At 41.7% G+C, this 23,907-nt stretch carries 25 protein-coding genes; 23 read left to right on the top strand and 2 right to left on the bottom strand.

The window, feature by feature from the left end; genetic code table 11:
- Window positions 1-121: 121 nt before the first annotated feature.
- The 23 genes from JOC74_RS08750 to JOC74_RS08640 all read left to right on the top strand — a co-directional run bounded on the left by JOC74_RS08750 (window position 122) and on the right by JOC74_RS08640 (window position 20,551).
- The gene (locus JOC74_RS08750; RefSeq protein ID WP_053604213.1) at window positions 122-1,297 is read left to right on the top strand and encodes an ATP phosphoribosyltransferase regulatory subunit; all 1,176 of its coding nucleotides are present in this window, start codon (window positions 122-124) and stop codon (window positions 1,295-1,297) included.
- Window positions 1,290-1,931 carry an ATP phosphoribosyltransferase gene (gene hisG, locus JOC74_RS08745; protein ID WP_053604212.1) on the top strand — a complete coding sequence of 214 codons (642 nt, stop codon included), beginning with the start codon at window positions 1,290-1,292 and terminating at the stop codon, window positions 1,929-1,931. Before JOC74_RS08750 ends, hisG begins: the two co-directional genes overlap by 8 nt.
- Entirely contained in the window at window positions 1,928-3,211 is a 1,284-nt protein-coding gene (gene hisD, locus JOC74_RS08740; protein ID WP_053604211.1) for a histidinol dehydrogenase, read from the top strand. The genes hisG and hisD overlap by 4 nt, the downstream gene beginning before the upstream one ends.
- Window positions 3,198-3,782 carry an imidazoleglycerol-phosphate dehydratase HisB gene (gene hisB, locus JOC74_RS08735; protein WP_053604210.1) on the top strand — a complete coding sequence of 195 codons (585 nt, stop codon included), beginning with the start codon at window positions 3,198-3,200 and terminating at the stop codon, window positions 3,780-3,782. Before hisD ends, hisB begins: the two co-directional genes overlap by 14 nt.
- Window positions 3,783-4,421: an imidazole glycerol phosphate synthase subunit HisH gene (hisH, locus tag JOC74_RS08730; protein WP_053604209.1), complete on the top strand. Its 639-nt coding sequence runs from the start codon at window positions 3,783-3,785 to the stop codon at window positions 4,419-4,421.
- The gene (gene hisA / locus JOC74_RS08725) at window positions 4,418-5,155 is read left to right on the top strand and encodes a 1-(5-phosphoribosyl)-5-[(5-phosphoribosylamino)methylideneamino]imidazole-4-carboxamide isomerase (protein ID WP_053604208.1); all 738 of its coding nucleotides are present in this window, start codon (window positions 4,418-4,420) and stop codon (window positions 5,153-5,155) included. The genes hisH and hisA overlap by 4 nt, the downstream gene beginning before the upstream one ends.
- Window positions 5,152-5,910, top strand: a complete 759-nt coding sequence (gene hisF, locus JOC74_RS08720; RefSeq protein WP_053604207.1) for an imidazole glycerol phosphate synthase subunit HisF — start codon at window positions 5,152-5,154, stop codon at window positions 5,908-5,910. The genes hisA and hisF overlap by 4 nt, the downstream gene beginning before the upstream one ends.
- Window positions 5,907-6,536 (top strand): bifunctional phosphoribosyl-AMP cyclohydrolase/phosphoribosyl-ATP diphosphatase HisIE, encoded by a 630-nt coding sequence (gene hisIE / locus JOC74_RS08715; RefSeq protein WP_053604206.1) that lies wholly within the window; start codon window positions 5,907-5,909, stop codon window positions 6,534-6,536. The genes hisF and hisIE overlap by 4 nt, the downstream gene beginning before the upstream one ends.
- 177 nt (window positions 6,537-6,713) lie before the next feature.
- Window positions 6,714-8,171, top strand: a complete 1,458-nt coding sequence (locus JOC74_RS08710; RefSeq protein WP_211086120.1) for a tetratricopeptide repeat protein — start codon at window positions 6,714-6,716, stop codon at window positions 8,169-8,171.
- A gap of 169 nt (window positions 8,172-8,340) precedes the next feature.
- Window positions 8,341-9,291 (top strand): thioredoxin-disulfide reductase, encoded by a 951-nt coding sequence (gene trxB / locus JOC74_RS08705; protein ID WP_053604204.1) that lies wholly within the window; start codon window positions 8,341-8,343, stop codon window positions 9,289-9,291.
- A gap of 230 nt (window positions 9,292-9,521) precedes the next feature.
- Window positions 9,522-9,983 carry an 8-oxo-dGTP diphosphatase gene (locus tag JOC74_RS08700; protein WP_053604203.1) on the top strand — a complete coding sequence of 154 codons (462 nt, stop codon included), beginning with the start codon at window positions 9,522-9,524 and terminating at the stop codon, window positions 9,981-9,983.
- A 33-nt stretch (window positions 9,984-10,016) separates the two neighbouring features.
- Entirely contained in the window at window positions 10,017-10,904 is an 888-nt protein-coding gene (gene rapZ, locus JOC74_RS08695; RefSeq protein ID WP_053604202.1) for an RNase adapter RapZ, read from the top strand.
- Entirely contained in the window at window positions 10,905-11,858 is a 954-nt protein-coding gene (gene mgfK / locus JOC74_RS08690) for a gluconeogenesis morphogenetic factor MgfK (RefSeq protein WP_053604201.1), read from the top strand.
- Between the two features lie 50 nt (window positions 11,859-11,908).
- Window positions 11,909-12,859 carry a DNA-binding protein WhiA gene (gene whiA, locus JOC74_RS08685; RefSeq protein WP_053604200.1) on the top strand — a complete coding sequence of 317 codons (951 nt, stop codon included), beginning with the start codon at window positions 11,909-11,911 and terminating at the stop codon, window positions 12,857-12,859.
- 25 nt (window positions 12,860-12,884) lie between these two features.
- Complete coding sequence (locus tag JOC74_RS08680) at window positions 12,885-13,142, top strand: HPr family phosphocarrier protein (protein ID WP_053604199.1); 258 nt, start codon at window positions 12,885-12,887, stop codon at window positions 13,140-13,142.
- A gap of 156 nt (window positions 13,143-13,298) precedes the next feature.
- The gene (gene gntK, locus JOC74_RS08675) at window positions 13,299-14,840 is read left to right on the top strand and encodes a gluconokinase (RefSeq protein WP_053606112.1); all 1,542 of its coding nucleotides are present in this window, start codon (window positions 13,299-13,301) and stop codon (window positions 14,838-14,840) included.
- Window positions 14,841-15,008: 168 nt separating this feature from the next.
- Complete coding sequence (yknW, locus tag JOC74_RS08670) at window positions 15,009-15,698, top strand: YknW family membrane protein (RefSeq protein ID WP_053604198.1); 690 nt, start codon at window positions 15,009-15,011, stop codon at window positions 15,696-15,698.
- 2 nt (window positions 15,699-15,700) lie between these two features.
- Window positions 15,701-16,834 (top strand): efflux RND transporter periplasmic adaptor subunit, encoded by a 1,134-nt coding sequence (locus JOC74_RS08665; protein WP_053604197.1) that lies wholly within the window; start codon window positions 15,701-15,703, stop codon window positions 16,832-16,834.
- A complete protein-coding gene (locus JOC74_RS08660; protein ID WP_053604196.1) occupies window positions 16,834-17,526 on the top strand; it encodes an ABC transporter ATP-binding protein in 693 nt (230 codons plus the stop codon). The genes JOC74_RS08665 and JOC74_RS08660 overlap by 1 nt, the downstream gene beginning before the upstream one ends.
- Window positions 17,523-18,716 (top strand): ABC transporter permease, encoded by a 1,194-nt coding sequence (locus JOC74_RS08655; protein WP_053604195.1) that lies wholly within the window; start codon window positions 17,523-17,525, stop codon window positions 18,714-18,716. The genes JOC74_RS08660 and JOC74_RS08655 overlap by 4 nt, the downstream gene beginning before the upstream one ends.
- Window positions 18,717-19,354: 638 nt before the next feature.
- Window positions 19,355-19,867, top strand: a complete 513-nt coding sequence (locus JOC74_RS08650) for an RNA polymerase sigma factor (protein WP_053604194.1) — start codon at window positions 19,355-19,357, stop codon at window positions 19,865-19,867.
- The gene (locus JOC74_RS08645) at window positions 19,860-20,348 is read left to right on the top strand and encodes a zf-HC2 domain-containing protein (RefSeq protein WP_053604193.1); all 489 of its coding nucleotides are present in this window, start codon (window positions 19,860-19,862) and stop codon (window positions 20,346-20,348) included. The genes JOC74_RS08650 and JOC74_RS08645 overlap by 8 nt, the downstream gene beginning before the upstream one ends.
- A 20-nt stretch (window positions 20,349-20,368) precedes the next feature.
- Window positions 20,369-20,551, top strand: coding sequence for a hypothetical protein (locus JOC74_RS08640; protein ID WP_053604192.1), 183 nt, complete (start codon window positions 20,369-20,371; stop codon window positions 20,549-20,551).
- A 5-nt stretch (window positions 20,552-20,556) separates the two neighbouring features.
- Here JOC74_RS08640 and JOC74_RS08635 read toward each other — a convergent pair whose 3' ends face one another.
- Window positions 20,557-21,717 (bottom strand): glycosyltransferase family protein, encoded by a 1,161-nt coding sequence (locus JOC74_RS08635; RefSeq protein WP_053604191.1) that lies wholly within the window; start codon window positions 21,715-21,717, stop codon window positions 20,557-20,559.
- A gap of 859 nt (window positions 21,718-22,576) precedes the next feature.
- Complete coding sequence (gene pepT / locus JOC74_RS08630) at window positions 22,577-23,803, bottom strand: peptidase T (RefSeq protein WP_053604189.1); 1,227 nt, start codon at window positions 23,801-23,803, stop codon at window positions 22,577-22,579.
- Window positions 23,804-23,907: the final 104 nt, after the last annotated feature.

Genomic DNA, 23,907 nt, shown 5'->3' with positions numbered 1-23,907 from the left:
TTTGCATGTTAGCATATTATCATATTAGCGAACTAAAGGATTTTGTTTTTTTGCTCACTTAAACTATCATTAATTTTTTTCAAAAATACTTAAGCTTATCTTCAAGGGGTGCTTACTCATCATGTTCATGTTTGAAAAACCGCAGGGAATGAGAGATACTCTTCCTGATTTATATAGTACAAAAGAAAAAATCCGCTCATCTTTGACAGATGTCATTAAAGGCTGGGGCTATCAGCTGATGGAAACCCCGACTCTCGAGTTTTATGAGACAGTTGGATTCAGATCATCAATTTCAGAAGAAAATTTATTTAAGCTGTTGGATCATTCCGGTCAAACACTTGTGCTCAGGCCGGATATGACAGGTCCCATCGCAAGGGTTGCCGCTTCAAAAATTAAAAAACAGCAACATCCCCTCCGCATCGGTTATTCTGCAAATGTTTTCCGGGCTCAAGAACGGGAAGGCGGAAGGCCAGCAGAGTTTGAACAGACAGGTGTTGAATTAATAGGTGACGGTACAATCAGCGCTGACGCGGAAGTTATCGCACTTGCCATCAGCTCGTTAAAAAACGCGGGGCTAAAAGGGTTTCAGGTTGCGATCGGACATATCGGGATCACGGAGGCGCTTCTCTATGAAAGTGTCGGAGACAGAGAGGCATCAAATCGCCTGCGTCGTTTCCTTTATCAAAAAAATTATGTAGGATATAAAGAAGAAGTATACACTCTGCCGCTAGATCCTGAGAAAAAAAGGAAGCTGTTAGAGCTCCCTGAACTCCGCGGTGACATGGATAAAGTCATTCAAGCATCGAGTACACTACTTTCTGAAGAAGGAAAAAAAGCGGCAGATGATTTAAGAAAATTAGACGAAATTTTGAAAGAATACGGATGTACGGAACATATTAAGCTGGATTTGAGCATGGTAAGCCATATGAGTTACTATACCGGGATTCTGTTTGAGATTTATGCAGAAAATGTAGGCTATCTGATTGGGAATGGCGGACGCTATGACCATTTGCTTGATCATTTTCAGGCAGGGGCTCCTGCGACGGGATTTTCGATTCGTACAGACAGGCTGGTCGAAGCATTGCATATCAGTATGGAAGATGCTGAAATTGAAGCTATTGTATTTAGCGAAGAAAATCGCAAAGCGGCGATAAGATTAGCGGACAAAGAGCGCATGGAAGGGAAAAAAGTTGTGCTTCAGGATATCAGAGGTGTAACTAATTTTGAAGAACTGGAAATATCCTTCCAAAACATCACGTATCTGACAGGTGACGGAAAGGAAGAGAAAAATGGATAAACCACTAACGATCGCTATGCCGAAAGGAAGAATATTTGAGGAAGCTGTAACACTTCTGAGAATGGCAGGATACAAACTTCCTGATGAATTTGAAGCTTCCAGAAAGCTGATTATTAATGTACCTGCTGAGAATCTTCGCTTTATTCTTGCCAAGCCGACTGATGTAACGACTTACGTAGAGCACGGAGTGGCGGATGCAGGTATAGCAGGAAAAGATGTTATGCTAGAGGAAGAACGGGATGTATATGAAATTTTAGATTTGAAAATCAGCAAATGCCGTTTGGCAGTTGCCGGTCTGCCTCAGGCTGAAATAGGTGGAGTAGCTCCTCGAGTGGCTACCAAATACCCGAATGTAGCATCAAAGTATTTCCGTGAGCAAGGGGAGCAAGTAGAAATCATAAAATTAAATGGCTCTGTGGAATTGGCTCCTTTAGTCGGACTTGCTGAACGCATTGTTGATATTGTTTCAACAGGGCAAACTCTTAAAGAAAACGGATTGGTAGAAAGCGAAAAAATTTGTGATATCACATCGAGGCTTATTGTAAATCCTGTCAGTTACCGTATGAAAGATAAAATCATTGAAGAGCTGGCTTCAAGGCTTGCGCTCGTTGTGGAAGGGGAACCGGTAAAATGAAGATTACAAAAATAAGTAAAAATTTTAAAATTAAACGTTCCATTGACTACGGAACGGACGAACAGAAAAATACGGTAAAGCACATCATTTCAGAAGTGAGAAAAAACGGTGATTCTGCAGTAAAGTCCTTTACAAAACAATTTGATGGAGTTAATCCGAATCCCGTCGTATCAAAAGAAGAGCTAGCTGCAGCTTACAGCACTCTTGATGTTCACTATCACCAGGTGATAAGGGAAGCGATTGAAAATATAAAGGAATATCATGAAAGGCAACTTCAAACTTCATGGTTTTATCATCGAAATGATGGATCAATGCTCGGACAGAAAGTTACAGCGCTTGATTCTGTCGGTGTTTATGTACCGGGTGGAACGGCTGCCTATCCTTCTACCGTTTTAATGAATGTCATTCCTGCACTCGTAGCGGGGGTTGAACGAATTGTGCTTGTTTCTCCGCCAACGAGAGATGGAGGGCTGGCACCAAGCGTGCTCATTGCCGCAGCAGAGCTTGGAGTCAGTGAAGTATATAAAATGGGAGGAGCCCAGGCAATTGCTGCATTGGCATATGGAACAGAAACGATTGCCAGCGTCGATAAAATTACGGGACCCGGAAATATTTACGTGGCTCTCGCCAAGCGTGAAGTTTTCGGTCATGTAGATATTGATATGATCGCAGGACCGAGCGAGATCGTTGTTCTTGCTGACGGCTCTGTCGCTGCTCATGAAATTGCTGCTGACCTGCTTTCGCAAGCTGAGCATGACATACTTGCATCAAGTATTCTTGTTACCCCTTCAGAGGCTTTTGCAAAAGAAGTGCAAACAGAGGTCGATAAACAATTAAAAGCTCTTCCACGCAAGGATATTGCGGCAAAATCTATTGAAAACAACGGACATATCTATGTAACTGAAAATCTGGAGGAAGCAATTGATGTTGTCAACCAGCTGGCACCGGAGCATTTGGAAGTCATGACAAAGCATTCTCAATCGTTGCTGGGAAAAATCAAACATGCTGGAGCGATTTTTCTTGGACGCTACAGTACGGAGTCGGTGGGGGATTATTTTGCAGGACCGAATCACGTGTTACCCACGAACGGAACCGCCCGTTTTTCCAGCCCATTAAATGTAGCAGATTTTCAAAAACGGTCAAGCATTATCGCCTACAGCAAGAAGGCATTTCTTGAAAATTCGGGAAAAATCGCTTCTTTTGCAAGGCTGGAAGGACTTGAAGCTCACGCTAGAGCAGTAGAAGCCAGAAAACAGGAGGATGGTAATGAGAATCGCTGAACGGACACGGAAAACGAAAGAAACTGATATTGCTCTTTCTTTTTCAATTGACGGAAAAGGAAATTCCAATATCGAAACCAACGTCCCATTTATGTCACATATGCTAGATCTGTTTACAAAGCACGGAAATTTTGATTTGACCGTTAATGCCAAGGGAGATGTCGATATTGACGATCACCATACCACAGAAGATATCGGAATATGTCTTGGTCAGGTTTTGCTTGAAGCGTTAGGTGATAAAGCTGGAATCAAGCGCTACGGTACGGCGTTTGTTCCCATGGATGATGCGCTGGCCCAGGTTAGCATCGATTTAAGCAACAGGCCGCATTTGGAAATGAGGGGAGAGTTTCCTTCCCAAAAAGTTGGTACATTTGATACAGAGCTTGTCCACGAATTTTTATGGAAGCTGGCATTGGAAGCACGTATGAATCTGCACGTGATTGTTCATTATGGCACGAACACCCATCATATGATTGAAGCAGTCTTTAAGGCACTCGGACGTGCGCTTGATGAAGCCACGACGATTGATCCAAGAATTACCGGAGTCCCTTCAACGAAAGGAATGCTGTAGATGATTGGAATTATTGACTATGGTATGGGTAACCTTTTTAGCGTAAAAAAAGCGTTGGAGCGTTTAGATGTTCCATACATTTTATCTGATAAACCTGAAGAATTATCTGATGCCGATGGCTTTATCCTTCCCGGTGTCGGCGCTTTTAAAGATGCAATGAGTCTACTTAGGGAGAGCGGGCTTGAAGCCTTCGTTCATCAAATTGTCGCTGATCAAAAACCGCTTTTAGGAATCTGTCTTGGGATGCAGCTTTTGTTTGACGAGAGCGAAGAATTTAAATTAACAAAAGGGCTGGGTCTCCTTAAAGGCAGGGCGGTCCATATCAACAACCAGGATGAGGATGGACTTCGTTTGAAGGTGCCTCACATGGGATGGAATCGACTAACATTTCATCGTGAAAACGAGCTGCTCAGAGAGGTGAATGAAGGGTATTGCTATTTCGTTCATTCCTTCTACATTACGGAAGCTGAGGAGGACACACTTCTGGCCACCGCGGATTATGGTGTACCAGTTCCTGCAGTTGTCGGAAAAGGAAATGTGTTTGGCACCCAGTTTCATCCTGAAAAAAGCAGTGAAGTCGGTATGGCGATTCTTAGCCAATTTACGAAAATCGCGGCAGAACAGAAGGTGAAAAAATGAGTGCATTTACCTTATATCCAGCTATAGATATGAGAAACGGAAAATGTGTAAGACTTGTTCAGGGAAATTACGATGACGAAACGATTTACGGAGATTCTCCGCTTGAAATGGCTTCGTTTTTCGCCGGTCAGGGTGCAGAATGGATTCACTTGGTCGATCTTGATGGTGCTAAAGCGGGAAAACGAATCAATGACCGCCATGTGCTGGAAATTGCCAAAACGTTAGACGCAAATATTCAGGTTGGCGGAGGAATCAGAAGCGAAAAGGATATCGATTATTATTTAACCAATGATGTCAATCGAGTTATTCTTGGCAGCTCAGCTGTTTCGAACCCGTCGTTTGTGAAAGAAATGCTGAAAAAATACGGAAAGCATATCGCGATTGGGCTTGATGCGAGAAACGGCTTCGTCTCAACCGAAGGCTGGCTTGAGGATTCCCATGTAAAAGCATGCGATTTGGGAAGAGAATTAGCACATGTTGGGGCGGAGGTCTTTATTTTTACGGATATTGCAAATGACGGCATGCTATCCGGCCCAAATGTCGAGAGCACGATTGAGCTTGCTGAAGCCACAGGGAAGGAAGTCATTGCATCTGGCGGAGTCAGCTCATTAGAAGATCTAGAAACGCTTGCAAAAAACAGGGATAAAGGCATTGCCGGAGCAATCGTAGGAAAAGCGCTTTATACAAATCGTTTCTCTGTTGAAGAAGGATTGGAAAAGGTGAAGTCCATATGATTACAAAACGAATTATTCCGTGTCTGGATGTAAAGGACGGACGAGTGGTTAAGGGTATACAATTTCTGGAGCTTAAAGATGCGGGAGATCCGGTTGAGCTTGCTGCTGTCTACGATTCAGAAGGCGCAGATGAGCTTGTTTTTCTTGATATTTCAGCTTCCCATGAAGGCAGAAAAACGATGATTGATGTTGTTGAAAAGGTTGCTGCCGCACTTGCAATCCCCTTTACTGTTGGCGGCGGCATTAATCACCTGGATGATATGAAACGCATCCTCCGGGCAGGAGCGGACAAGGTATCTGTCAATACTTCAGCTGTTTCGCGCCCTGAGCTGATAACAGAAGGCGCCAATTTTTTCGGCTCCCAATGCATCGTGGTTGCGATTGACGCAAAATATGACCCGGAATCCGATACGTACAAAGTATATACCCATGGCGGGCGAAAAGAGACAGATCTAGAAGTTGTCGAATGGGCAAAAGAAGCCGTTATGAGAGGGGCCGGAGAAATTCTATTGACGAGCATGGACTCAGACGGAGAAAAAAACGGCTTTGATCATCGACTGACCAAGCTTGTTTCTGAAGCTGTATCTGTTCCGGTAATTGCTTCAGGCGGTGCCGGCAACGCAGAGCACATGCTTCATGCATTTACGAAAGGGACAGCCGACGCTGCCTTGGCTGCATCAATTTTTCATTATAAAGAGACCTCAATTCATGAAGTGAAAGCATACATCAGAAACCGTGGAGTGAATATTAGATGATCACGATAGACGAGCTAACATTTTCAAAAGATGGACTTATTCCGGCAATCGTTCAAGATGCCTTCAGTAAGGAAGTATTAACGCTTGCATATATGAATAAAGAATCGCTGGAAAAAACGATCGAAACGAAACAAACCTGGTTCTACAGCAGATCCCGGCAAGAGCTCTGGCATAAAGGAGCAACTTCGGGAAATATCCAGCATGTAATCGATATTCGCCAGGACTGTGACAGCGACGCTCTCGTTGTGCTCGTTGATCCGAAAGGACCGGCATGCCACACAGGAAGCTACAGCTGTTTTACCCCGAATGAAAAATCCGAGGCTTTAGAGGTTGGAAGCAGTGAAATATTAAATGAGCTGGAAAAAGTTATTGCAAAAAGATATGCCGATCGGCCGGAAGGCGCTTATACAACTTACCTTTTCAACGAGGGGATTGATAAGATCTGTAAAAAAGTTGGGGAAGAAGCGGCTGAAGTTATTATAGCGAGCAAAAATAGAGATAAAGACGAGTTGAAATGGGAATCGGCAGACTTGCTTTATCATTTGCTGGTACTTCTACGTGAACAGGGGCTTCCATTTGAAGAAGTGCTGCAAACGCTAGCTGAAAGACACGGCAATAAGAAGTAGAATGTATAATTGACAGATCATCATTTAAATCAGGTGGAGACTCTTCTTCACCTGATTTGTTTAAAGGTGAGGGATTTATCCTCCTTTTTAATTCCCGTTTTCCTTCAAAGAAGCTGTAAGTTATCAATGTAGTATGGTATACTATGCACGGTAATAATCATGAATTGGAGGGTATCTGTGGGAAAATTCATGTTGGAGCATCAGAACAAACCGAAAGTAATAGAGCTTTTGCAAGATGGCCATTACTTTTACCATAAAGGATTAAAAGCATATCGGGAGCGGAACTTGACCAGAGCAAGCAAGCTTCTTCAGCGTGCCATTGTTTTGGAGCCGGAAAACGCATCCATGCTTTATCAGCTTGCTGTCATCTACACTGAAATGGGTCATTACCAGCAGTCAAATGAACTTTTATCATACATCTTAAATCATCTTAAAGACGATATGGCTGAATGCCACTTTTTTATGGCTAATAATTACGCCTATCTCGGATTATTCCATGAAGCGTACAAATCGGCAACGAAGTATTCTGCTGCTGAACCGGATGGAGATTTATGCGAAGAAAACGAAAGCCTGCTTGAACTGCTTGAAATGAGCGATGAGGATTTAAGCGATCCGCATAATCAAGACGATTTACTTGTGAATCAGGATGAAGCGAGATCCCTTCTTGAAGAAGGAATGCTCGATGAGGCGATCCAAATCTTAGAAAAAATTATTAAGGAATATCCTGAGTTTTGGTCCGCATATAACAATTTGGCATTGGCCCATTTTTATGCAGGAAATGTTGACAAAGCCAAACAAACGCTGCAAACCGTTCTTAAAGGAAACAGTGGGAACTTGCATGCCTTGTGCAATCTTCTCGTCTTCTATTATTACGAACATGATGATGAAAAGATGCTGGCTTTAAGTGATAGGCTTTCCAATGTTTGTCCGCTGCTGATTGAACAGCAGTATAAGCTTGGTGCGACGTTTTCACTGATCGGCCGCTTTGATTTGGGATTCAAATGGCTAAAGAAGTTATATAAGACGGGTTTTGAAGGAGACGACACCTTTTATTATTGGCTCTCATGCTCTGCCTATCGAACAGGACGCTTGAAATTTGCCAAGATGATTTGGAAGCGGATGAAGGAAGAATTTCCTGAGGATAGCCGGATTGAACCGTGGAAGAGTGAATCGGAGAAGCCTCCTGTATATCGGAAAACAGAGGAAAGGGTTGCCGCATTATTTTTCTCTTTCTATACCAATCGGACAAACGAAATTCAGAGGTATCTTCAGTCAGACCGGGTGAAAACACCGTTTGAAACACAAGTCGGTGAGCTTTTGATCCACGGAGAACAGCCGGAAATGAAAGTATCTGATGATGCCCTTTTTGCATTTCGAATGGTAAAATCGGTACATCACGCAGATGGAGAGGCAGGACAAGAAGACGTGTTTTGCTTGTTCATGGCCCATGTTATCCAGCTAATACGCGGTGCTAATTTATCCATGAGGACGCCGCGAGGATGGGCTGCTGCTGTTTATTATTCATGGAAGTGCGCCCAGGATCAGAAAGTAGCTAAAAAGCATGTTGCAGACGCTTTTCAGATCTCTGCGGCTACGTTAACGAAGTATGTCAATCTAGTGGATAGCTTGCTTTAATACGGCTCACCTTGCAGATGATGTCAAGGTGAGTTTCTTTTTTTACGGCGGATCGAATCTCAAGCAAAATAATGGCATGATCATTTGATTTTTTATAGGATATGGGTAAGGATAAATCAATTGGGAAAACTTAAACGCATACGATAGAAAGAAGCAAGGAGTGGATATTATGTCTGAAGAAAAGATTTATGATTGCATTATTATCGGAGCAGGACCTGCAGGCATGACTGCGGCTGTTTATACTTCCAGAGCCAATCTTTCGACATTAATGATTGAAAGAGGCATACCCGGAGGTCAAATGGCAAATACAGAAGATGTTGAAAATTATCCTGGGTTTGACAGCATTCTTGGTCCTGAGCTTTCAAATAAAATGTTTGATCATGCGAAAAAATTCGGTGCGGAATATGCGTATGGAGACATTAAAGAAATTGTCGATGGAGAAGAATACAAAATTGTCAATGCCGGAAACAAAGAATACAAAGGACGTTCAGTCGTTATCACAGCAGGTGCTGAATATAAAAAACTCGGTATTCCTGGTGAGCAGGAATTAGGAGGCCGCGGAGTTTCTTATTGTGCAGTTTGCGACGGAGCATTCTTCAAAAACAAAGAGCTTGTCGTGGTTGGCGGAGGCGACTCAGCAGTTGAAGAGGGAGTCTATCTTACCCGCTTTGCCTCAAAAGTGACGATTGTACACCGCCGAGATGAATTAAGAGCACAAAAAATTCTGCAGCAGCGTGCTTTTGATAATGAGAAAATTGATTTTCTCTGGAATAAAACTGTAAAAGAAATTCATGAGGACGGAGGAAAAGTCGGTAAGGTAACTCTAGTTGACACAAAAACGGGTGAAGAACAAGAATTTACCTGTGACGGTGTATTTGTTTATATCGGTATGCTTCCTCTATCCAAGCCGTTTGAAAATCTCGGCATCACCAATGCGGAAGGCTACATCGAGACAAATGAACGTATGGAAACAAAGGTTGATGGTATTTTTGCCGCAGGGGACATAAGAGAAAAATCGCTTCGCCAAATCGTCACCGCGACTGGTGACGGAAGTATCGCGGCGCAAAGCGTGCAGCATTACGTAGAGGAATTGAATGAGAAGCTGAAGGCTGTTAACTAACTTCAAATCGTTACGATGATTTAACGCCGTTGTAACAGGAGTGAAACAATTTTCAGTTATGATATGAATAGTAATTGACCCCCTTTTATTAAGTATAAATTGTGTGGCACGGAACCTGTTTCCGTGTCCTTTTTTTCGTTATTCCAGACGACGTATATTGCATGGTCGTTGAGTGCATTTGTTATAAAAGGTATAATAGAAATAGATGGATGAAGGATAGGTGACATTTTTTGCAAAGAGTGACCAATTGTTTACTTACATCAGAAGATAAAGCCCTTCTATTACAAAAGCCGCGTCGCGGATGGTGGGTAGCTCCTGGAGGAAAAATGGAAAGCGGGGAAACAGTTCGAGATTCCGTAATCAGAGAATATCGCGAAGAAACAGGCCTGTTTTTGACCAATCCAATTTTAAAGGGAGTCTTCACCTTTATCATTAAAAATGGGAATCAGGTTGTATCAGAATGGATGATGTTTTCTTTTGTCAGCGATTCGTATACAGGAAAAGCACTTCAAGAATCGGAAGAAGGTATTTTAAAATGGCATGGCTTAAAAGAGATAAAGAATTTGCCAATGGCCCCAGGAGATCTTCACATTCTTGATTATTTATTAAAAGGCAACGGCCTTTTGCATGGCAGTTTTACGTATACACCTGACTTTGAACTGCTTTCCTATCGTCTGGATCCGCAGGGGTAAGTAACAAAATAATTAGGCTAGGGGGAGAGCAGCATGGCTTCAAGTACATCTCACGAAATAGAGCTCGTAATTATTACCGGCATGTCAGGCGCCGGAAAAACGGTGGCTATTCAAAGCTTTGAGGATATGGGTTATTTTTGTGTCGATAACCTTCCTCCGTCCTTGCTTCCTAAATTTTTAGAGCTGATGAAGGAATCCAGCTCGAAAATGAGCAAGGTAGCCATCGTCATGGATCTTCGAGGACGCGAATTTTTCAAAACATTAATCGAAGCATTGGATGAAATGTCCGAAGTGACTTGGATAACACCACGAATTTTATTTTTGGATGCTAAAGATCAGATATTGGTGACAAGATATAAAGAAACAAGGCGTTCCCATCCACTCGCTGCAAGCGGGCTGCCTCTGGAAGGGATAGGTCTGGAACGAGAGCTGCTTGAGGAGCTGAAAGGCAGGTCGCAAATCATTTACGATACATCTCAAATGAAACCGAAAGAACTTCGAGAAAAAATCGTACAGCATTTTGCGACGAACCAGGGGCAAACCTTTACAGTCAATATCATGTCCTTCGGATTTAAATATGGGCTTCCGATTGATGCAGATTTGGTGTTCGATGTGAGATTTCTCCCCAACCCTTATTACATAGATTATTTGCGGCCAATGACAGGAAAAGATGAAGAAGTATCATCCTATGTCATGAAATGGAACGAAACTCAGAAATTCCTGGAAAAACTGACCGATCTTTTAACCTTTATGCTCCCTTTTTATAAAAGAGAAGGAAAAAGCCAGCTTGTAATAGCCATCGGCTGTACAGGAGGCCAGCACCGCTCAGTTACGCTTGCAGATCATCTTGGGAACGTTTTTAAAGAAGACTATTACACTTTCGTGTCTCATCGGGACATTGAAAAGAAAAGCAGGCGATAGATGTCTACGAAGCAAAAAATCGTTATTTTTGGCGGAGGTACTGGACTGTCTGTTCTGCTCAGGGGATTAAAAGAGAAACCGATCGATATTACTGCAATCGTCACCGTTGCTGATGACGGAGGGAGCTCGGGAAGGCTTCGCGATGAACTTCATATTCCGCCCCCTGGGGACGTTCGGAATGTGCTTGCTGCCTTATCTGATGTCGAGCCTCTCGTCGAGGATTTATTTCAGCATCGATTCAGCAAAGGCAACAATTTGGTAGGGCATTCTTTAGGAAACTTAATTTTAGCAGCGATGACAAACATTACAGGAGACTTTTTTCATGCGGTAACCGTAATGAGCAAGGTGCTTAATGTCCGCGGCAGAGTGCTGCCGGCTGCGAATACAAGTGTTGTGCTGCATGCTGAAATGGAGGATGGAAAGATTGTTTCTGGAGAATCTGCCATCCCGGCATACGGGAAAAAAATTAAAAAGGTCTTTCTGACCCCGGAAAAAATTGATCCGCTGCCGGAAGCAATTGAGGCGATCCGCGGGGCGGATTTAATCATCATAGGGCCGGGGAGCCTTTATACGAGTATTCTTCCAAATTTGCTCGTACCGAAGATCGGAGAAGAAATTTGCAAAGCACAAGCAAAGAAAGTATACATTTGCAATGTCATGACTCAGCCCGGGGAAACGTTGTACTACAGCGCAGCTGATCATGTAAAAGCGCTAAATGACCACATGAACAAGGATTTCATCGACACAATCATAGTGAATGATGAGGAAATAACGGAAGATTTTAGAGAAAAATATGCAAAAGAACTTGCCCAGCCTGTTCAATTTAATGCGGAAAAGCTAAAAGAGATGGGCTTAGAGGTTATTCAAGACCGGATTATTTCTTATGACAATAACGTCATAAGGCATGATACACACAAAATGGCTTCACTTCTGATAAAATTGGTAGAAAAATGATGATTCTGTAAAAAATACACGTGTTCACTTTTATGAATGGGGGTGGCATTATGTCATTTGCATCTGAGACAAAAAAAGAGTTAACGAACCTTGAGGTAAAGGATTGCTGTGCAAAAGCTGAACTCTCTGCCCTCATTCGTATGAATGGTTCAATGTCTTTTTCAAATAAAAAGCTGGCTGCTGATATTCAAACGGAAAACGCAGCGATTGCTAGAAGAATTTATACTTTAATTAAAATGCAATATGCGGTGCCCGTTGAGCTTCTTGTCAGAAAAAAAATGAGATTAAAAAAGAACAATGTGTATATCGTCAGGCTCACAGCAAATGTGAAGTCGATTTTAGAGGATTTAAAGATCCTTGGAGAGAATTTTATATTTGCAAGGAATATTTCTGAAGAGCTTGTAAAAAAGCGCTGCTGCAAAAGATCCTATATCAGGGGGGCTTTTCTCGCCGGAGGTTCAGTGAATAACCCGGAAACCTCTTCCTATCATTTGGAGATTTTTTCATTATATAAGGAGCACAATGATTCTCTCTGTGATTTAATGAATCTTTTTCATTTGAACAGCCGTACATTAGAGAGAAAAAAAGGATACATTACGTACTTAAAGGAGGCTGAAAAAATCACAGAGTTTTTGAATGTGATTGGTGCTCACAATTCTCTGCTCCGGTTTGAGGATGTTAGAATCGTCCGTGATATGAGGAATTCGGTCAACCGCCTCGTCAATTGTGAAACTGCCAATTTAAATAAGACAATTGGTGCATCACTCAGGCAGGTGGAAAACATAAAATATATTAATGAAAAAATAGGATTGGATGCACTGCCTGATAAGCTTAGTGAAATTGCCCGTCTCCGTATCGATTATCAAGAAGTTACGTTAAAGGAATTAGGGGAAATGGTATCTAGCGGCAAAATCAGCAAATCAGGCATTAACCATCGGCTGAGAAAGCTTGATGAAATTGCAGAGCAGTTAAGGCAAGGCCAATCCATTTCATTTAAATAAAGACAAACGAAAAAGAGGGGATTATATGCTTGAGCGTAAAATGGAAATAAAATTGAAAACTGGTTTGCAGGCAAGGCCAGCTGCATTGTTTGTCCAAGAAGCCAACCGCTATACTTCTGATATTTATTTGGAGAAGGATGGGAAAAAAGTAAATGCAAAGAGCATCATGGGCCTAATGAGCCTGGCTGTAGGCTCAGGCGCTATGATTACACTCATTACAAATGGGACAGATGAACAAGAGGCCCTAGATGCATTGTCCGATTTTGTACAGAATGAGAGCTAGGGAGATCAGATTGGATCCCTTCCTGTCAAACCAGGCAGGATAGGGAAGCATTGGGGTAAAATCTCGAAAAAAACGTAAACGCTTTAATAGATATTGAAACAAATGGAAGCCTTAGCCGAAGCATTGGATTTTGAAAAAGACGAAGGAGGTTTTTTTATGCCCGAGTATATGATTGGAGTAGATATCGGAACAACTAGCACAAAGGCCGTTCTTTTCACAGAAGACGGGAATATGGTCGACAAAGCAAACATTGGTTACCCTTTAATAACTAAAGTTCCTACTGCTGCCGAACAAGACCCCGAGGAAATATTCCGGGCAGTTCTCGATGTCATTAAAGAGCTAATGACGAAAAACAAGCTGATGCAGGAGCAAATCCTGTTTGTGTCTTTCAGTTCTGCCATGCATAGCTTGATAGCTATTGATGAAAAAGGGAAGCCGCTCTCGCCGTGCATTACGTGGGCTGACAATCGCAGCACGAAGTGGGCAAAGGAAATCAAAAATAACCTGAATGGCCATGAGATTTACATGCGGACTGGCACCCCGATTCATCCGATGTCGCCGCTTAGTAAAATTCTCTGGATATATAAAGAAGACCAAGACCTTTTTGCCAGCACACATAAATTTATCGGCATCAAGGAATATGTTTTTAGCAAATTGTTTAACCGATACGTTGTGGACCATTCGCTTGCTTCGGCAACCGGCTTAATGAATTTAGAAGAGCTTGATTGGGATAAAGAGGCACTTGAGGTTGCCCATATCACACCGGATCATCTGTCAGAAATCGTTCCTACGACGTTTTCACTCCAAGGAATTGTTCCGGAATTTGCCCAAGAGATGGGGCTCTCAGAATCAACTTCATTTATCATTGGAGCGAGTGACGGGGTCTTATCCAATTTAGGTGTAGGCGCAATCGGAGAAGGAGTTGTCGGCTTGACAATCGGCACGAGTGGAGCGATCCGTACGGTCGTGGATAAACCTGTCGCAGATCCGAAGGGAAGAATCTTTTGTTATGCGTTAACGGAAAAGCATTGGGTAATCGGGGGACCGGTCAATAACGGAGGAATTATCTTCAGATGGATACGCGATGAATTTTCCGCTTCAGAGGTTGAAACTGCTAAACGTCTCGGATTAGACTCCTATGAAGTATTAAGCAGAATCGCTGAAACCATCAAGCCGGGATCTGATGGATTAATTTTTCACCCGTACCTGGCAGGAGAAAGGGCGCCTCTGTGGAATGCGGACGCGCGAGGATCATTCTTCGGTCTTGCAATCCACCATAAAAAGGAACATCTGATTCGGGCAGCGCTTGAAGGTGTGCTGTACAATTTGTATACCGTGCTGCTTGCACTAAAAGAAATTACAGGGACGCCAAAGGAGATCAACGCGACTGGCGGCTTTGCGAGATCAGCTTTATGGCGGCAGATGCTGGCTGATATTTTTGATCAGAATGTCATCGTCCCTGAAAGTTTTGAAAGCTCTTGCTTAGGTGCTGTTGTCCTAGGAATGTATGCAACTGGAAAAACAGAATCGTTAGATATCGTAAAAACGATGGTCGGTACAACTCACACCCACGAGCCGATTAAAGAGCACGTAGAAGTTTATCAAAAGCTTTTGCCTATCTATATCAGGCTCTCCAGAAAGCTGGAAGAAGATTATCAAAGCATAGCCGACTTTCAAAAAAGCCAGCTTACAGAATAAACGCTTGACCCCGCTTTTGTTGTGCGGGGCTTTTTTACGCAATTTTAAGAAAATGTTAAGCTTTTCAACGAATTTCCAATGATACACTAAGAATGGAAAGAGAGTGAAACCTTCTCTCGTTATATCCGTAAAAAATAGAGACAACGTTTTTAGTAGGAGGATTTTGGTATGAGTGAAATGAAAATGGAAGCAGGAAAAAAACCGTCATTGTTAGGATTATTCACTAATCCGACGGAGCAGTTTGAGAGATTAAGAGAAAAACCGATTGTTGCCATTCCGATGGTTATTGTTTTTCTCATGATGTTGGCAGGGACTGTTCTAACCCTGGCAGGGATGGATTTTGCTGCTGAAATGCAAAAATATGGCGGCACGGTTGGTGATCAGAAGACCTTTGAGACGATAACCTGGATTATCGGCATTATCGGCATCATTTTTACTTTTTTAGGCTCAATATTTCTTGGAGCTCTGATCTTATGGGTATGTGCCAAAATTGCAGGCAGTAGTGTTAAATATAAACAAATGCTTTCTATGGCTTCGTTTACTTTATTTATTTCTAACATCGGAATGGTGATTCATGGATTGGTTGTATTTTTTACCGATGTTAATTCAACAATGGCCGTAACTTCTCTGAAAAGCATAATACCTGCAGAGGAGCCGGTGGCATCTATTCTCGCACCATTTGAAGTTTTCAGTATTTGGAGCTATATTCTTTTGGCTATCGGCTTTCAAAAAGTTGCGGGCCTATCGAAAAAAGCTTCTTGGACAATTACGATCATTATCTTTGCAATTATGCTTATAATCTCCTTTTTGGGAGGCGTATTTGCTTCGTTTTCACAATCATTTGAAGGGAACGTGTAAAATTGAAAAAACTATGGATAGGTATCGGAATTGTTGTAATTATTGCTATTTTTATTGGAGTAAATGTTTTCAGAACGGTCCAGACAAGCGGAACAAGCCGCGAAGTACAAGTGGTTTCCCTGGAAGAAAAAGAGATTTCTTCAACTGTGATGGTTCCCGGCACTCTTGGTTTCTCACAAGAACAAAATGTTTTTTATGAGGCGGATAAAGGAGAAGTTCAACAAATCCTCGTAAAAGAAGGCGATGCGGTAAAAAAAGGGACTCCGCTTCTTCGCTACACCAATGAGCAGCTTGAGCTCGAAAAGGAACAAAACGCGTTAACCATTGAATCGAAGGAGCTGCAGATTGATCAATTCGAGCAAAAAAGAGAAGATCTTGAGCAAAAAGAGAAGGACTTAACAAAACAGCTGGGGGAAAAGGAAGCTAAAAGTCAAATCGATCCCGAAAGAGAGCAGCTGGATATGGATGAAAAGCTGGCTGATTTGGAAATTAGGCAAAATATGATCCAAAAAGAAACGATAGAGAAGCAACTGGATGCACTTGTAGTGAAAAGCGAGGCAGACGGTACAGTCATCTCCGTGGATAAAGAAGCGGCTTCCAAAAAAACTGAAATTCAGGAGCCGATTATTCATATCGGAAATACGAAGAATCTAATCGTTGAAGGCGTTCTGTCAGAATACGATACGTTGAAAGTAAAAAAGGAGCAGCCAGTCAAATTAACCTCTGACGTCATCCAAGGTCAGGAATGGAAAGGAAAAGTCACAGCAGTGGGGCTCGTTCCTAACACTCAAGGTAATGAAGGAGGTGCCCAAGCTGGCGGAGAGCAAGCTGTCCAATATCCGCTTGAGGTTAAATTTGATGGAAAACTGCCAAATGCGAAAACCGGATTTAAATTTATTATGGAAATTGAAACAGATAAGCGGAAAGCGGCAACCCTTCCGGCTGAAGCGATTAAGAAAGATGGGGACCAAAGCTATGTGTTCATTGTTGAGGATGGAAAAGCGAAGCGAGTAGATATAAAAGTAGGAGAATCAGCTGATGAAAGCATTGAGATCATAGAAGGCCTGTCCGCAGACAACCAAGTCATATTATCCCCCGCCGCTGATTTGCAAAGCGGAACGGAAGTGAGCATCTGATGATCGAATTAAATCAAGTAATAAAGAGCTATTCGATTGGAAAAGAAACGATTGATATTTTAAAGGATATCAATATGCTTATTAAAAAAGGGGAATACGCGGCGATAATGGGACCATCTGGTTCCGGGAAATCAACCATTATGAATATTATCGGCTGCTTGGACAGACCGACGAAGGGCAGTTATAAATTGGAAGGCAACGATATATCCGCTTATAATGATAAGCAGCTTGCTGAAGTAAGAAATCAGTCGATCGGATTTGTCTTTCAGCAATTTCAGCTTTTGCCGAGACTAAACGCCAAAAAAAATGTTGAGCTGCCGATGATATACGGGGGGATTTCGAAAAAAGAACGAGAAGAGCGGGCTGAGAACGCACTTGAAAAAGTAGGGCTGAAGGATCGAATGAAACATATGCCCAATGAACTTTCTGGGGGGCAAAAGCAAAGAGTTGCTATTGCGAGAGCGATCGTGAATGAGCCTAAGCTGATTTTGGCGGATGAGCCTACCGGCGCCTTGGATACAAAAACGAGCTTTTCGATTATGGAGCAATTTACCGCATTGAACGAAGAGGGAACGACCATTATTCTCGTTACCCATGAGAAGGAAATCGCAGATTATACAAATCGAATCATTACGGTTCGGGACGGGGAGATAGTGGACAGCGACAAAGAGCAAAGGAGCGTGAAGGCATGAGCTTAGTGGAAAACCTGAGAATGGCTTTAAGCTCGCTGTTTGCTCACAAAATGCGCTCCATTCTCACGATGCTTGGTATTATTATCGGAGTTGGCTCAGTTATCGTCGTCGTGGCAATCGGACAGGGTGGCGAGCAAATGCTAAAACAGCAAATTTCTGGACCAGGCAATACGGTTGAGTTAATGTATCAGCCAAGTGAAGAAGAGCTTGCTTCTGATCCGAATGCGTATATGAATGCCAGTTTCACCGATGAAGATATCCGCAGGTTAAGGGAGCTTGATGGGGTCGAACAAATCGTAACGTCATCCAGCGAATCCATGTCTGTCAAATTCAAGGAAGAACAAATCGATGCAAATGTTACCGGCATTAATGAAGGATACATCGAAGTTAATTCTCTTGCCATTGCAGAAGGCCGGGAATTTTCCGAAGGAGACTTTCTATCTGGAAAGCGGGTCGGCATCATTTCGCAAACGATGGCAGAAGAGCTTTTCAAAGGAAAAGCACCAATCGGAGAAATTGTGTGGGCAAACGGACAGCCGGTTGAAATTATCGGAACTTTGGAGGAATCGACCGGACTTTTTGCATTTGGCATGAATGAAATTTACGTTCCTTTCCCTATGATGCGTGCTGCATATGGCACGAATGATTACAGCAGTGTTTCGCTTCAGGCAGCATCAACGGACGAGTTAAAGGATGTTGGAGATCGTGCGGCTCAGCTGATGAATGATGTTCATGACACAGAAGACTCATACTCCGTTTTTAATATGGAAGAGATTGCAGCGGGAATTGGTCAAATTACGTCCATTATGACCGCAATCATCGGCTCCATTGCGGGAATTTCATTAGTAGTCGGAGGAATCGGCGTCATGAATATTATGCTCGTCTCTGTAACAGAAAGAACGAGAGAAATCGGAATCAGAAAAGCAATGGGCGCCACACGGGGACAAATCTTGACCCAATTTTTGATTGAATCTGTCGTCCTTACACTATTCGGAGGCCTTATTGGAATCGGTCTGGGATACGGAGGAGCCTCACTTGTATCCTTATTTGCAGGATGGCCGTCCTTAATATCCTGGCAGGTTGTCGCCGGAGGGGTTCTGTTCAGTATGGTTATTGGTGTCATATTTGGTATACTTCCTGCCAATAAAGCAGCACGTTTGGATCCAATCGATTCACTTCGATACGAATAATTACGCAAGGGAAGCACTGAAGATTCAGTGCTTTCTTTTTTATGGGTGATTTTGGAATTGTATTGGGTAGGGGTTATTATGAAGGACAAAAAGGAGAAAAAGAGCCAGAGAAAAGTCCTTCAAGGGGACTATGAAGGACAAAAAAGAGAAAAAGAGCCAGAGAAAAGTCCTTCAAGGGGACTATGAAGGACAAAAAAGAGGAAAAAAGCCAGAGAAAAGTCCGTCATGCAGGTGATGAAGGACAAAAAGGAGAAAAAGAGCCAGAGAAAAGTCCGTCATGCAGGTGATTAAGGACAAAAAAGAGGAAAAAAGCCAGAGAAAAGTCCGTCATGCAGGTAATGAAGGACAAAAAGGAGAAAAAGAGCCAGAGAAAAGTCCGTCATGCAGGTGATGAAGGACAAAAAGGAGAAAAAGAGCCAGAGAAAAGTCCTTCATGTGGTTTCTGAAGGACAAAAAAGAGGAAAAGAGCCAGCAAAGGTTCTGAAGTAAAATGCGTTATGGTACATCTCAATGTCTTTGGACGTTTCATTTTTTGTAAATCGCTTTCAAAGACGATAATTTTATTTATTCGGTTTTGCAACTTTTACATCATCAAATCGTCTTTACTATGAGTCACATATAGATGGGAGATACATGTGATGAAGAAAAGGGAAAGCCCATTTGAAGTGATAGAGGATATTTACAATAAACACTATCAGTATCTTCTAAACTTTTTGTTAAGCTTCACATCGGATAAACAATTGGCTGAGGATATCATTCAAGAGGTATTTTCAAAAATGCTGCTGCAGCCTGAGAAAGTCCTGCTTATCAATAATTTTAAAAGTTTTTTAGTAAGGAGCGCAAAGAATCGGCTGATTGATCACTTTCGGAAGAAAAAACCCTCCTTGTTTAAAGACGACCAGGAAATTGAAAATTTGATGGTCGATCAGTACTCAACGAATCAATTTGTTGAATTCAGTGAAATTAATGAAATTCTTTTAAAGCTGCCTTCCAAGTACAGCTTTGTCATTATCGCAAGAGATTATCACGGGTACAGCTATCAAGAAATTTCTGACTTTCTCGATATTTCGTTAGTAAACGTAAAATCACGAATATTCAGAGCGAGAAAGCTTTTTTTGAAATACTATCATGAGGTGAATAAAGGTGGCTAGATTTGAAGATATTCATATTTTATGCCAGGAATTAATTCCGATTTATAACGAATTGGAAGAAGACGCAAAGCGGGTCATTGAAAAACATGCGGAGGAATGTGAAAGCTGCAAAGAGCAGCTGGAGTCTGTAGGGAATATTGAAATCACTCCAAAAGAAATGAATCATAATCAAGCCCCAATGAAGCGATTTAAGAAGCTTTTCTTATTTAAACGAGTGAATACATTACTCATGTTCTTTATACGAGTCATTGTCCTCGGGCTGATTGCGTTTGATTTCTCCCAGCACTTTTCTGCTGATGTTCCTTACGGGATTCAATTTGAAGGCCTTCGTGCAAGCCTGGTTTTATTTTATATCCCGCTCGCCTTTGTATTATTAATGTTTACGTGGTTTTTAAAGAATATGAAATTGTTATTGATGTCGTTGCTTGTCGATCTTTTGGTCATTTACTTTTTTGACGATCTGATCCGGTTAATTGTCTAATAAGGGGAGGGAGATCAAATATGAGAAAATGGTTATTTTTAAATTATACTTTGCTCGTAGTTTGTCTCTATTTATACTTTGCGACTGGTTTCGGAGCTGCATTATTCGGCATCGTTATTTTCCTGGTTTGGCCGGTCATTCACGGCGGGAAAACAATATTACATTTAATAAAGAAGCCCTCTCTCAAAAGAAAGGGCTCCTGAAAAACTTATTTTAGATCATTGACTTCCCAAGCGAAATCAGGAACCAATACATCGACATCTTGGTTTTTAACGAGTGATTTCGCATACTCTTTTGATACATCAGCGAAGAAAACTGATTTTTCCTTTTCAAGGTTGGCCAGCTGATCTTTATTTACTGTTCCAACTAAACTTGTAAAGCCAGAAAATTTAACGCCGCGACCTTTGGTAACGTTATCATATTGTGCTTTAGAAAATAGTTCTTTTTTGTCTGGAGTTCCGCCAATTGTTGTCCATTCACCTTTTTTGTCAGTAGATTTAATTTCATAGGAATCTACTGCAATATCGTATTTCTTTATTAACTTTTCAACTTCTTTAACAGATAACGATTTGTTGAAAGTTAACACGACTTCAATGTTTTCCTTATCGATTTGTTTAAGTAATTCTTTTTGCTGGTTTTTATACTTGCTGAAGTCTGCTTTCGATGCTACGTTTGGCTGCACGTATACATCTGCCGTTTTACTGTCCGCTTCTTTGACTTTCGCAATTTTCAAACCATTATTCGAGTAAAGGACGTCTTCTTTTGCAGATGGGGCTGATGCAACCGGACTTTTTTCCTTAACACTGTTTGCGGAATAAAGCCCGCTCCAACCTCTATTTGTGATTTTATCGTAGTGCCAAGCTTCCATTTCTCCGGCGATAGGATTATATAAGGATCTTTGAACAATAAAATCAAAGTTTCCGGAACTTGAAAGCCACCAAGAAGATTGAAATCCATACCCGGTGTATGCACTGATCGATTGTTTCCATCCATCAGCTTCGATATAGGCTTCTGCTTCTTCTGACCAGCCATTGCCGTTGTCGTCATCACGATCGTATCCAGGGTCCGGCAGGTTCGTCCAATACCAGCCAGTATGGCCGTTGTGATCCCTTGTATGGTTGATCTCAAATGTCAGATAGTACATAGAGTTATGGGAACTTGCAGCCGAGCTACTGAATTTTACATTTGTAAATGAACCGGTAATCTCGTTGTTCCATTTGAACCCGCTGGCAGACCATGTATAAGGAGACCAGCCGAACGAAGCTCCATTTGTATAATTAGTGTCTCTTGCATAACTCGTATTCGGAAATGCCAAGGTAGCGGCTAAACCGAGAGAAGCAGCCAACATCGCTAATTTTTTCTTTTTCACTTTCATTCCTCCTGCTTAATTTTTTTTGGTGAAGCTTTATTTCAGGTTTTTCGACTTTCTCCTCCTTCCTTTTCGTAAATTCGTTGATTGAAGATTACTTCATCTATTTCATATAAGAATTACAATTTCGTTTTTTTTAGGAAGTCTTTCAAGAGAGAATTTACGAATTCTTTTACGAGTAATAAAATGAAGGGTTACTCGAATACCTGTTAATTCAATTTGTCGAACCAAGTTTCCTTGAACACAACGAACTGTTTTTATTTACAGAAAAAATACATGATACAGAACTATATTAATGTTGACAACCTTTTTCATAGATGGAAAGGCATAATAAAAAATGGGTCTTTTTGACGAAAATTGAATGAAATAGGAGAACGGTTTTGTAAGAAAATATCCCAGTATGAAAGGGAAATAGAGGTTCTTTGCTTGCATTTCTTTTTGAATTGAATTAAATCCGTCATCTTTAGTTCTTATTAACTATTTTTATAAATTTTGGGAACAATCAGAAAGATTAAGATGCAATAATTTGGTGCATTTTCATTTATGGAAGAACCTATGGATGAATGAAGGGTCGCCAGAATAAGAGGAAGATCGCCGGAATAAGTGAAGGATCACCAGAATATGAAAAGGATCGCCAGAAAATGAGGAAGATCGCCGAAATATCGAAAAATTGTCGGAAAATCATTTCGGTTGCCGGAATATCAGAAAGATCACCGGAAAAAGAAGAATCACTGAAATCATGAAGAAGATCGCCTGATTTCTCCCATAAATCGCCGATGAAGCGATTCAATGTCATCTAACCTGTATCGGGCTACAAAAAAAGAGCCTGCACATGCTAGGCTCTTTGCTTTCAAACGAGTTAAGCTCTTTCTTCAAACAAACGGCTGATCTCGACGATGACTTGGACAGCTTTAATCATATTTTCTACAGAAATAAATTCAAATTTGCCGTGAAAGTTTTCTCCGCCGGTAAAGATGTTCGGAGTTGGGAGCCCCATATATGATAACTGGGATCCATCCGTTCCTCCCCTGATCGGAGAAACTTTTGGTTCGATATCAAGTTTCTTCATCGCATCGGAGGCAATATGAACGATTTCCTTGACGGGTTCAATTTTATCCTTCATGTTGTAGTACTGATCGTTTAGCTCCAGCCTAACGCTTTCTTCACCGTATGTTTGCTTTAGCTCCTCAGTGATTTGCTGAACCTTTGCTTTTCTCGCTAGAAATTGTTCTTTATCGTGATCTCGGATAATATAGGAAAGCTTTGTTTCTTCAACTGTTCCTTGAAATGAGATTAAATGGTAGAAGCCTTCGTAACCTTCCGTATGTTCAGGAGCCTCTTTAGGAGGGAGCTTTGCCTGAAATTCCACGGCGATTTTCATCGAATTGACCATTTTGTTTTTTGCCGTGCCGGGATGAACGCTGTTACCTTTAAAGGACAGCTTTGCTGAGGCAGCATTAAAGCTTTCGTATTCCAATTCGCCAAGCGGACCGCCATCAACGGTGTAAGCGTAGGAAGCATTAAATTTCTTTACATCGAACTTGTGCGGCCCTCTGCCTATTTCTTCATCTGGAGTAAAGGCGACTCTGATTTTTCCGTGCTTGATTTCCGGATGCTCAATCAAGTAGGCCATTGCCGTCATAATTTCAGCAATTCCGGCTTTGTTGTCAGCCCCAAGCAAAGTGGTTCCGTCTGTTGTAATCAGCGTGTGTCCTTTATACGAAGGAAGATTCGGAAACAGCTCTTTTGTCATTACAACATTTTCGTTTAAAACGATATCATTGCCATCGTAATTGTCTATCACTTGAGGATTGACGTTTTTACCGGTGAAGTCAGTCGCTGTATCGACGTGGGCTAAAAATCCGATGACAGGCACATCCTTATCCGTATTTGACGGTAAAGTAGCCATCACGTAGCCGTTTGCATCAATTGTTACCTCTTCCATTCCAATAGATTTTAGTTCTTTAACGAGCATATTGCCTAGTGTCAGCTGGCCGGGTGTGCTCGGGCAAGTAATATTATCTTCATTAGACTGGGTGTCTACTTTTACATATGTAGTAAATCGATTGATTATCTCTTTTTTCATAGGTTCATCTCCACTCTAGATACGAATACAACCATTTTATCACACCCTTTCTTTTTTTCAGAAGAAATAGACAATACATATAGGAAAATGGTAAGATGTCTGTA

Origin of the sequence: Bacillus capparidis, assembly GCF_017832095.1 — a bacterium.
GTDB lineage: Bacteria > Bacillota > Bacilli > Bacillales > Bacillaceae > Bacillus > Bacillus gobiensis.
Note: the sequence above shows the minus strand (reverse complement) of the source record. Positions and strands in the feature narration are given on the sequence as shown.

Excerpts from the sequence above, each read along its gene's own strand:
- JOC74_RS08660 (WP_053604196.1), top strand. The coding sequence starts at position 16,834 with ATGATCGAATTAAATCAAGTAATAAAGAGCTATTCGATTGGAAAAGAA.
- whiA (WP_053604200.1), top strand. The coding sequence starts at position 11,909 with ATGTCATTTGCATCTGAGACAAAAAAAGAGTTAACGAACCTTGAGGTA.
- hisG (WP_053604212.1), top strand. The coding sequence starts at position 1,290 with ATGGATAAACCACTAACGATCGCTATGCCGAAAGGAAGAATATTTGAG.
- gntK (WP_053606112.1), top strand. The coding sequence starts at position 13,299 with ATGCCCGAGTATATGATTGGAGTAGATATCGGAACAACTAGCACAAAG.
- JOC74_RS08650 (WP_053604194.1), top strand. The coding sequence starts at position 19,355 with ATGAAGAAAAGGGAAAGCCCATTTGAAGTGATAGAGGATATTTACAAT.
- hisA (WP_053604208.1), top strand. The coding sequence starts at position 4,418 with ATGAGTGCATTTACCTTATATCCAGCTATAGATATGAGAAACGGAAAA.
- mgfK (WP_053604201.1), top strand. The coding sequence starts at position 10,905 with ATGTCTACGAAGCAAAAAATCGTTATTTTTGGCGGAGGTACTGGACTG.
- hisF (WP_053604207.1), top strand. The coding sequence starts at position 5,152 with ATGATTACAAAACGAATTATTCCGTGTCTGGATGTAAAGGACGGACGA.
- pepT (WP_053604189.1), bottom strand. The coding sequence starts at position 23,803 with ATGAAAAAAGAGATAATCAATCGATTTACTACATATGTAAAAGTAGAC.
- hisH (WP_053604209.1), top strand. The coding sequence starts at position 3,783 with ATGATTGGAATTATTGACTATGGTATGGGTAACCTTTTTAGCGTAAAA.
- hisIE (WP_053604206.1), top strand. The coding sequence starts at position 5,907 with ATGATCACGATAGACGAGCTAACATTTTCAAAAGATGGACTTATTCCG.
- JOC74_RS08750 (WP_053604213.1), top strand. The coding sequence starts at position 122 with ATGTTCATGTTTGAAAAACCGCAGGGAATGAGAGATACTCTTCCTGAT.
- JOC74_RS08640 (WP_053604192.1), top strand. The coding sequence starts at position 20,369 with ATGAGAAAATGGTTATTTTTAAATTATACTTTGCTCGTAGTTTGTCTC.
- trxB (WP_053604204.1), top strand. The coding sequence starts at position 8,341 with ATGTCTGAAGAAAAGATTTATGATTGCATTATTATCGGAGCAGGACCT.
- rapZ (WP_053604202.1), top strand. The coding sequence starts at position 10,017 with ATGGCTTCAAGTACATCTCACGAAATAGAGCTCGTAATTATTACCGGC.
- yknW (WP_053604198.1), top strand. The coding sequence starts at position 15,009 with ATGAGTGAAATGAAAATGGAAGCAGGAAAAAAACCGTCATTGTTAGGA.
- JOC74_RS08655 (WP_053604195.1), top strand. The coding sequence starts at position 17,523 with ATGAGCTTAGTGGAAAACCTGAGAATGGCTTTAAGCTCGCTGTTTGCT.
- hisB (WP_053604210.1), top strand. The coding sequence starts at position 3,198 with ATGAGAATCGCTGAACGGACACGGAAAACGAAAGAAACTGATATTGCT.
- JOC74_RS08680 (WP_053604199.1), top strand. The coding sequence starts at position 12,885 with ATGCTTGAGCGTAAAATGGAAATAAAATTGAAAACTGGTTTGCAGGCA.
- hisD (WP_053604211.1), top strand. The coding sequence starts at position 1,928 with ATGAAGATTACAAAAATAAGTAAAAATTTTAAAATTAAACGTTCCATT.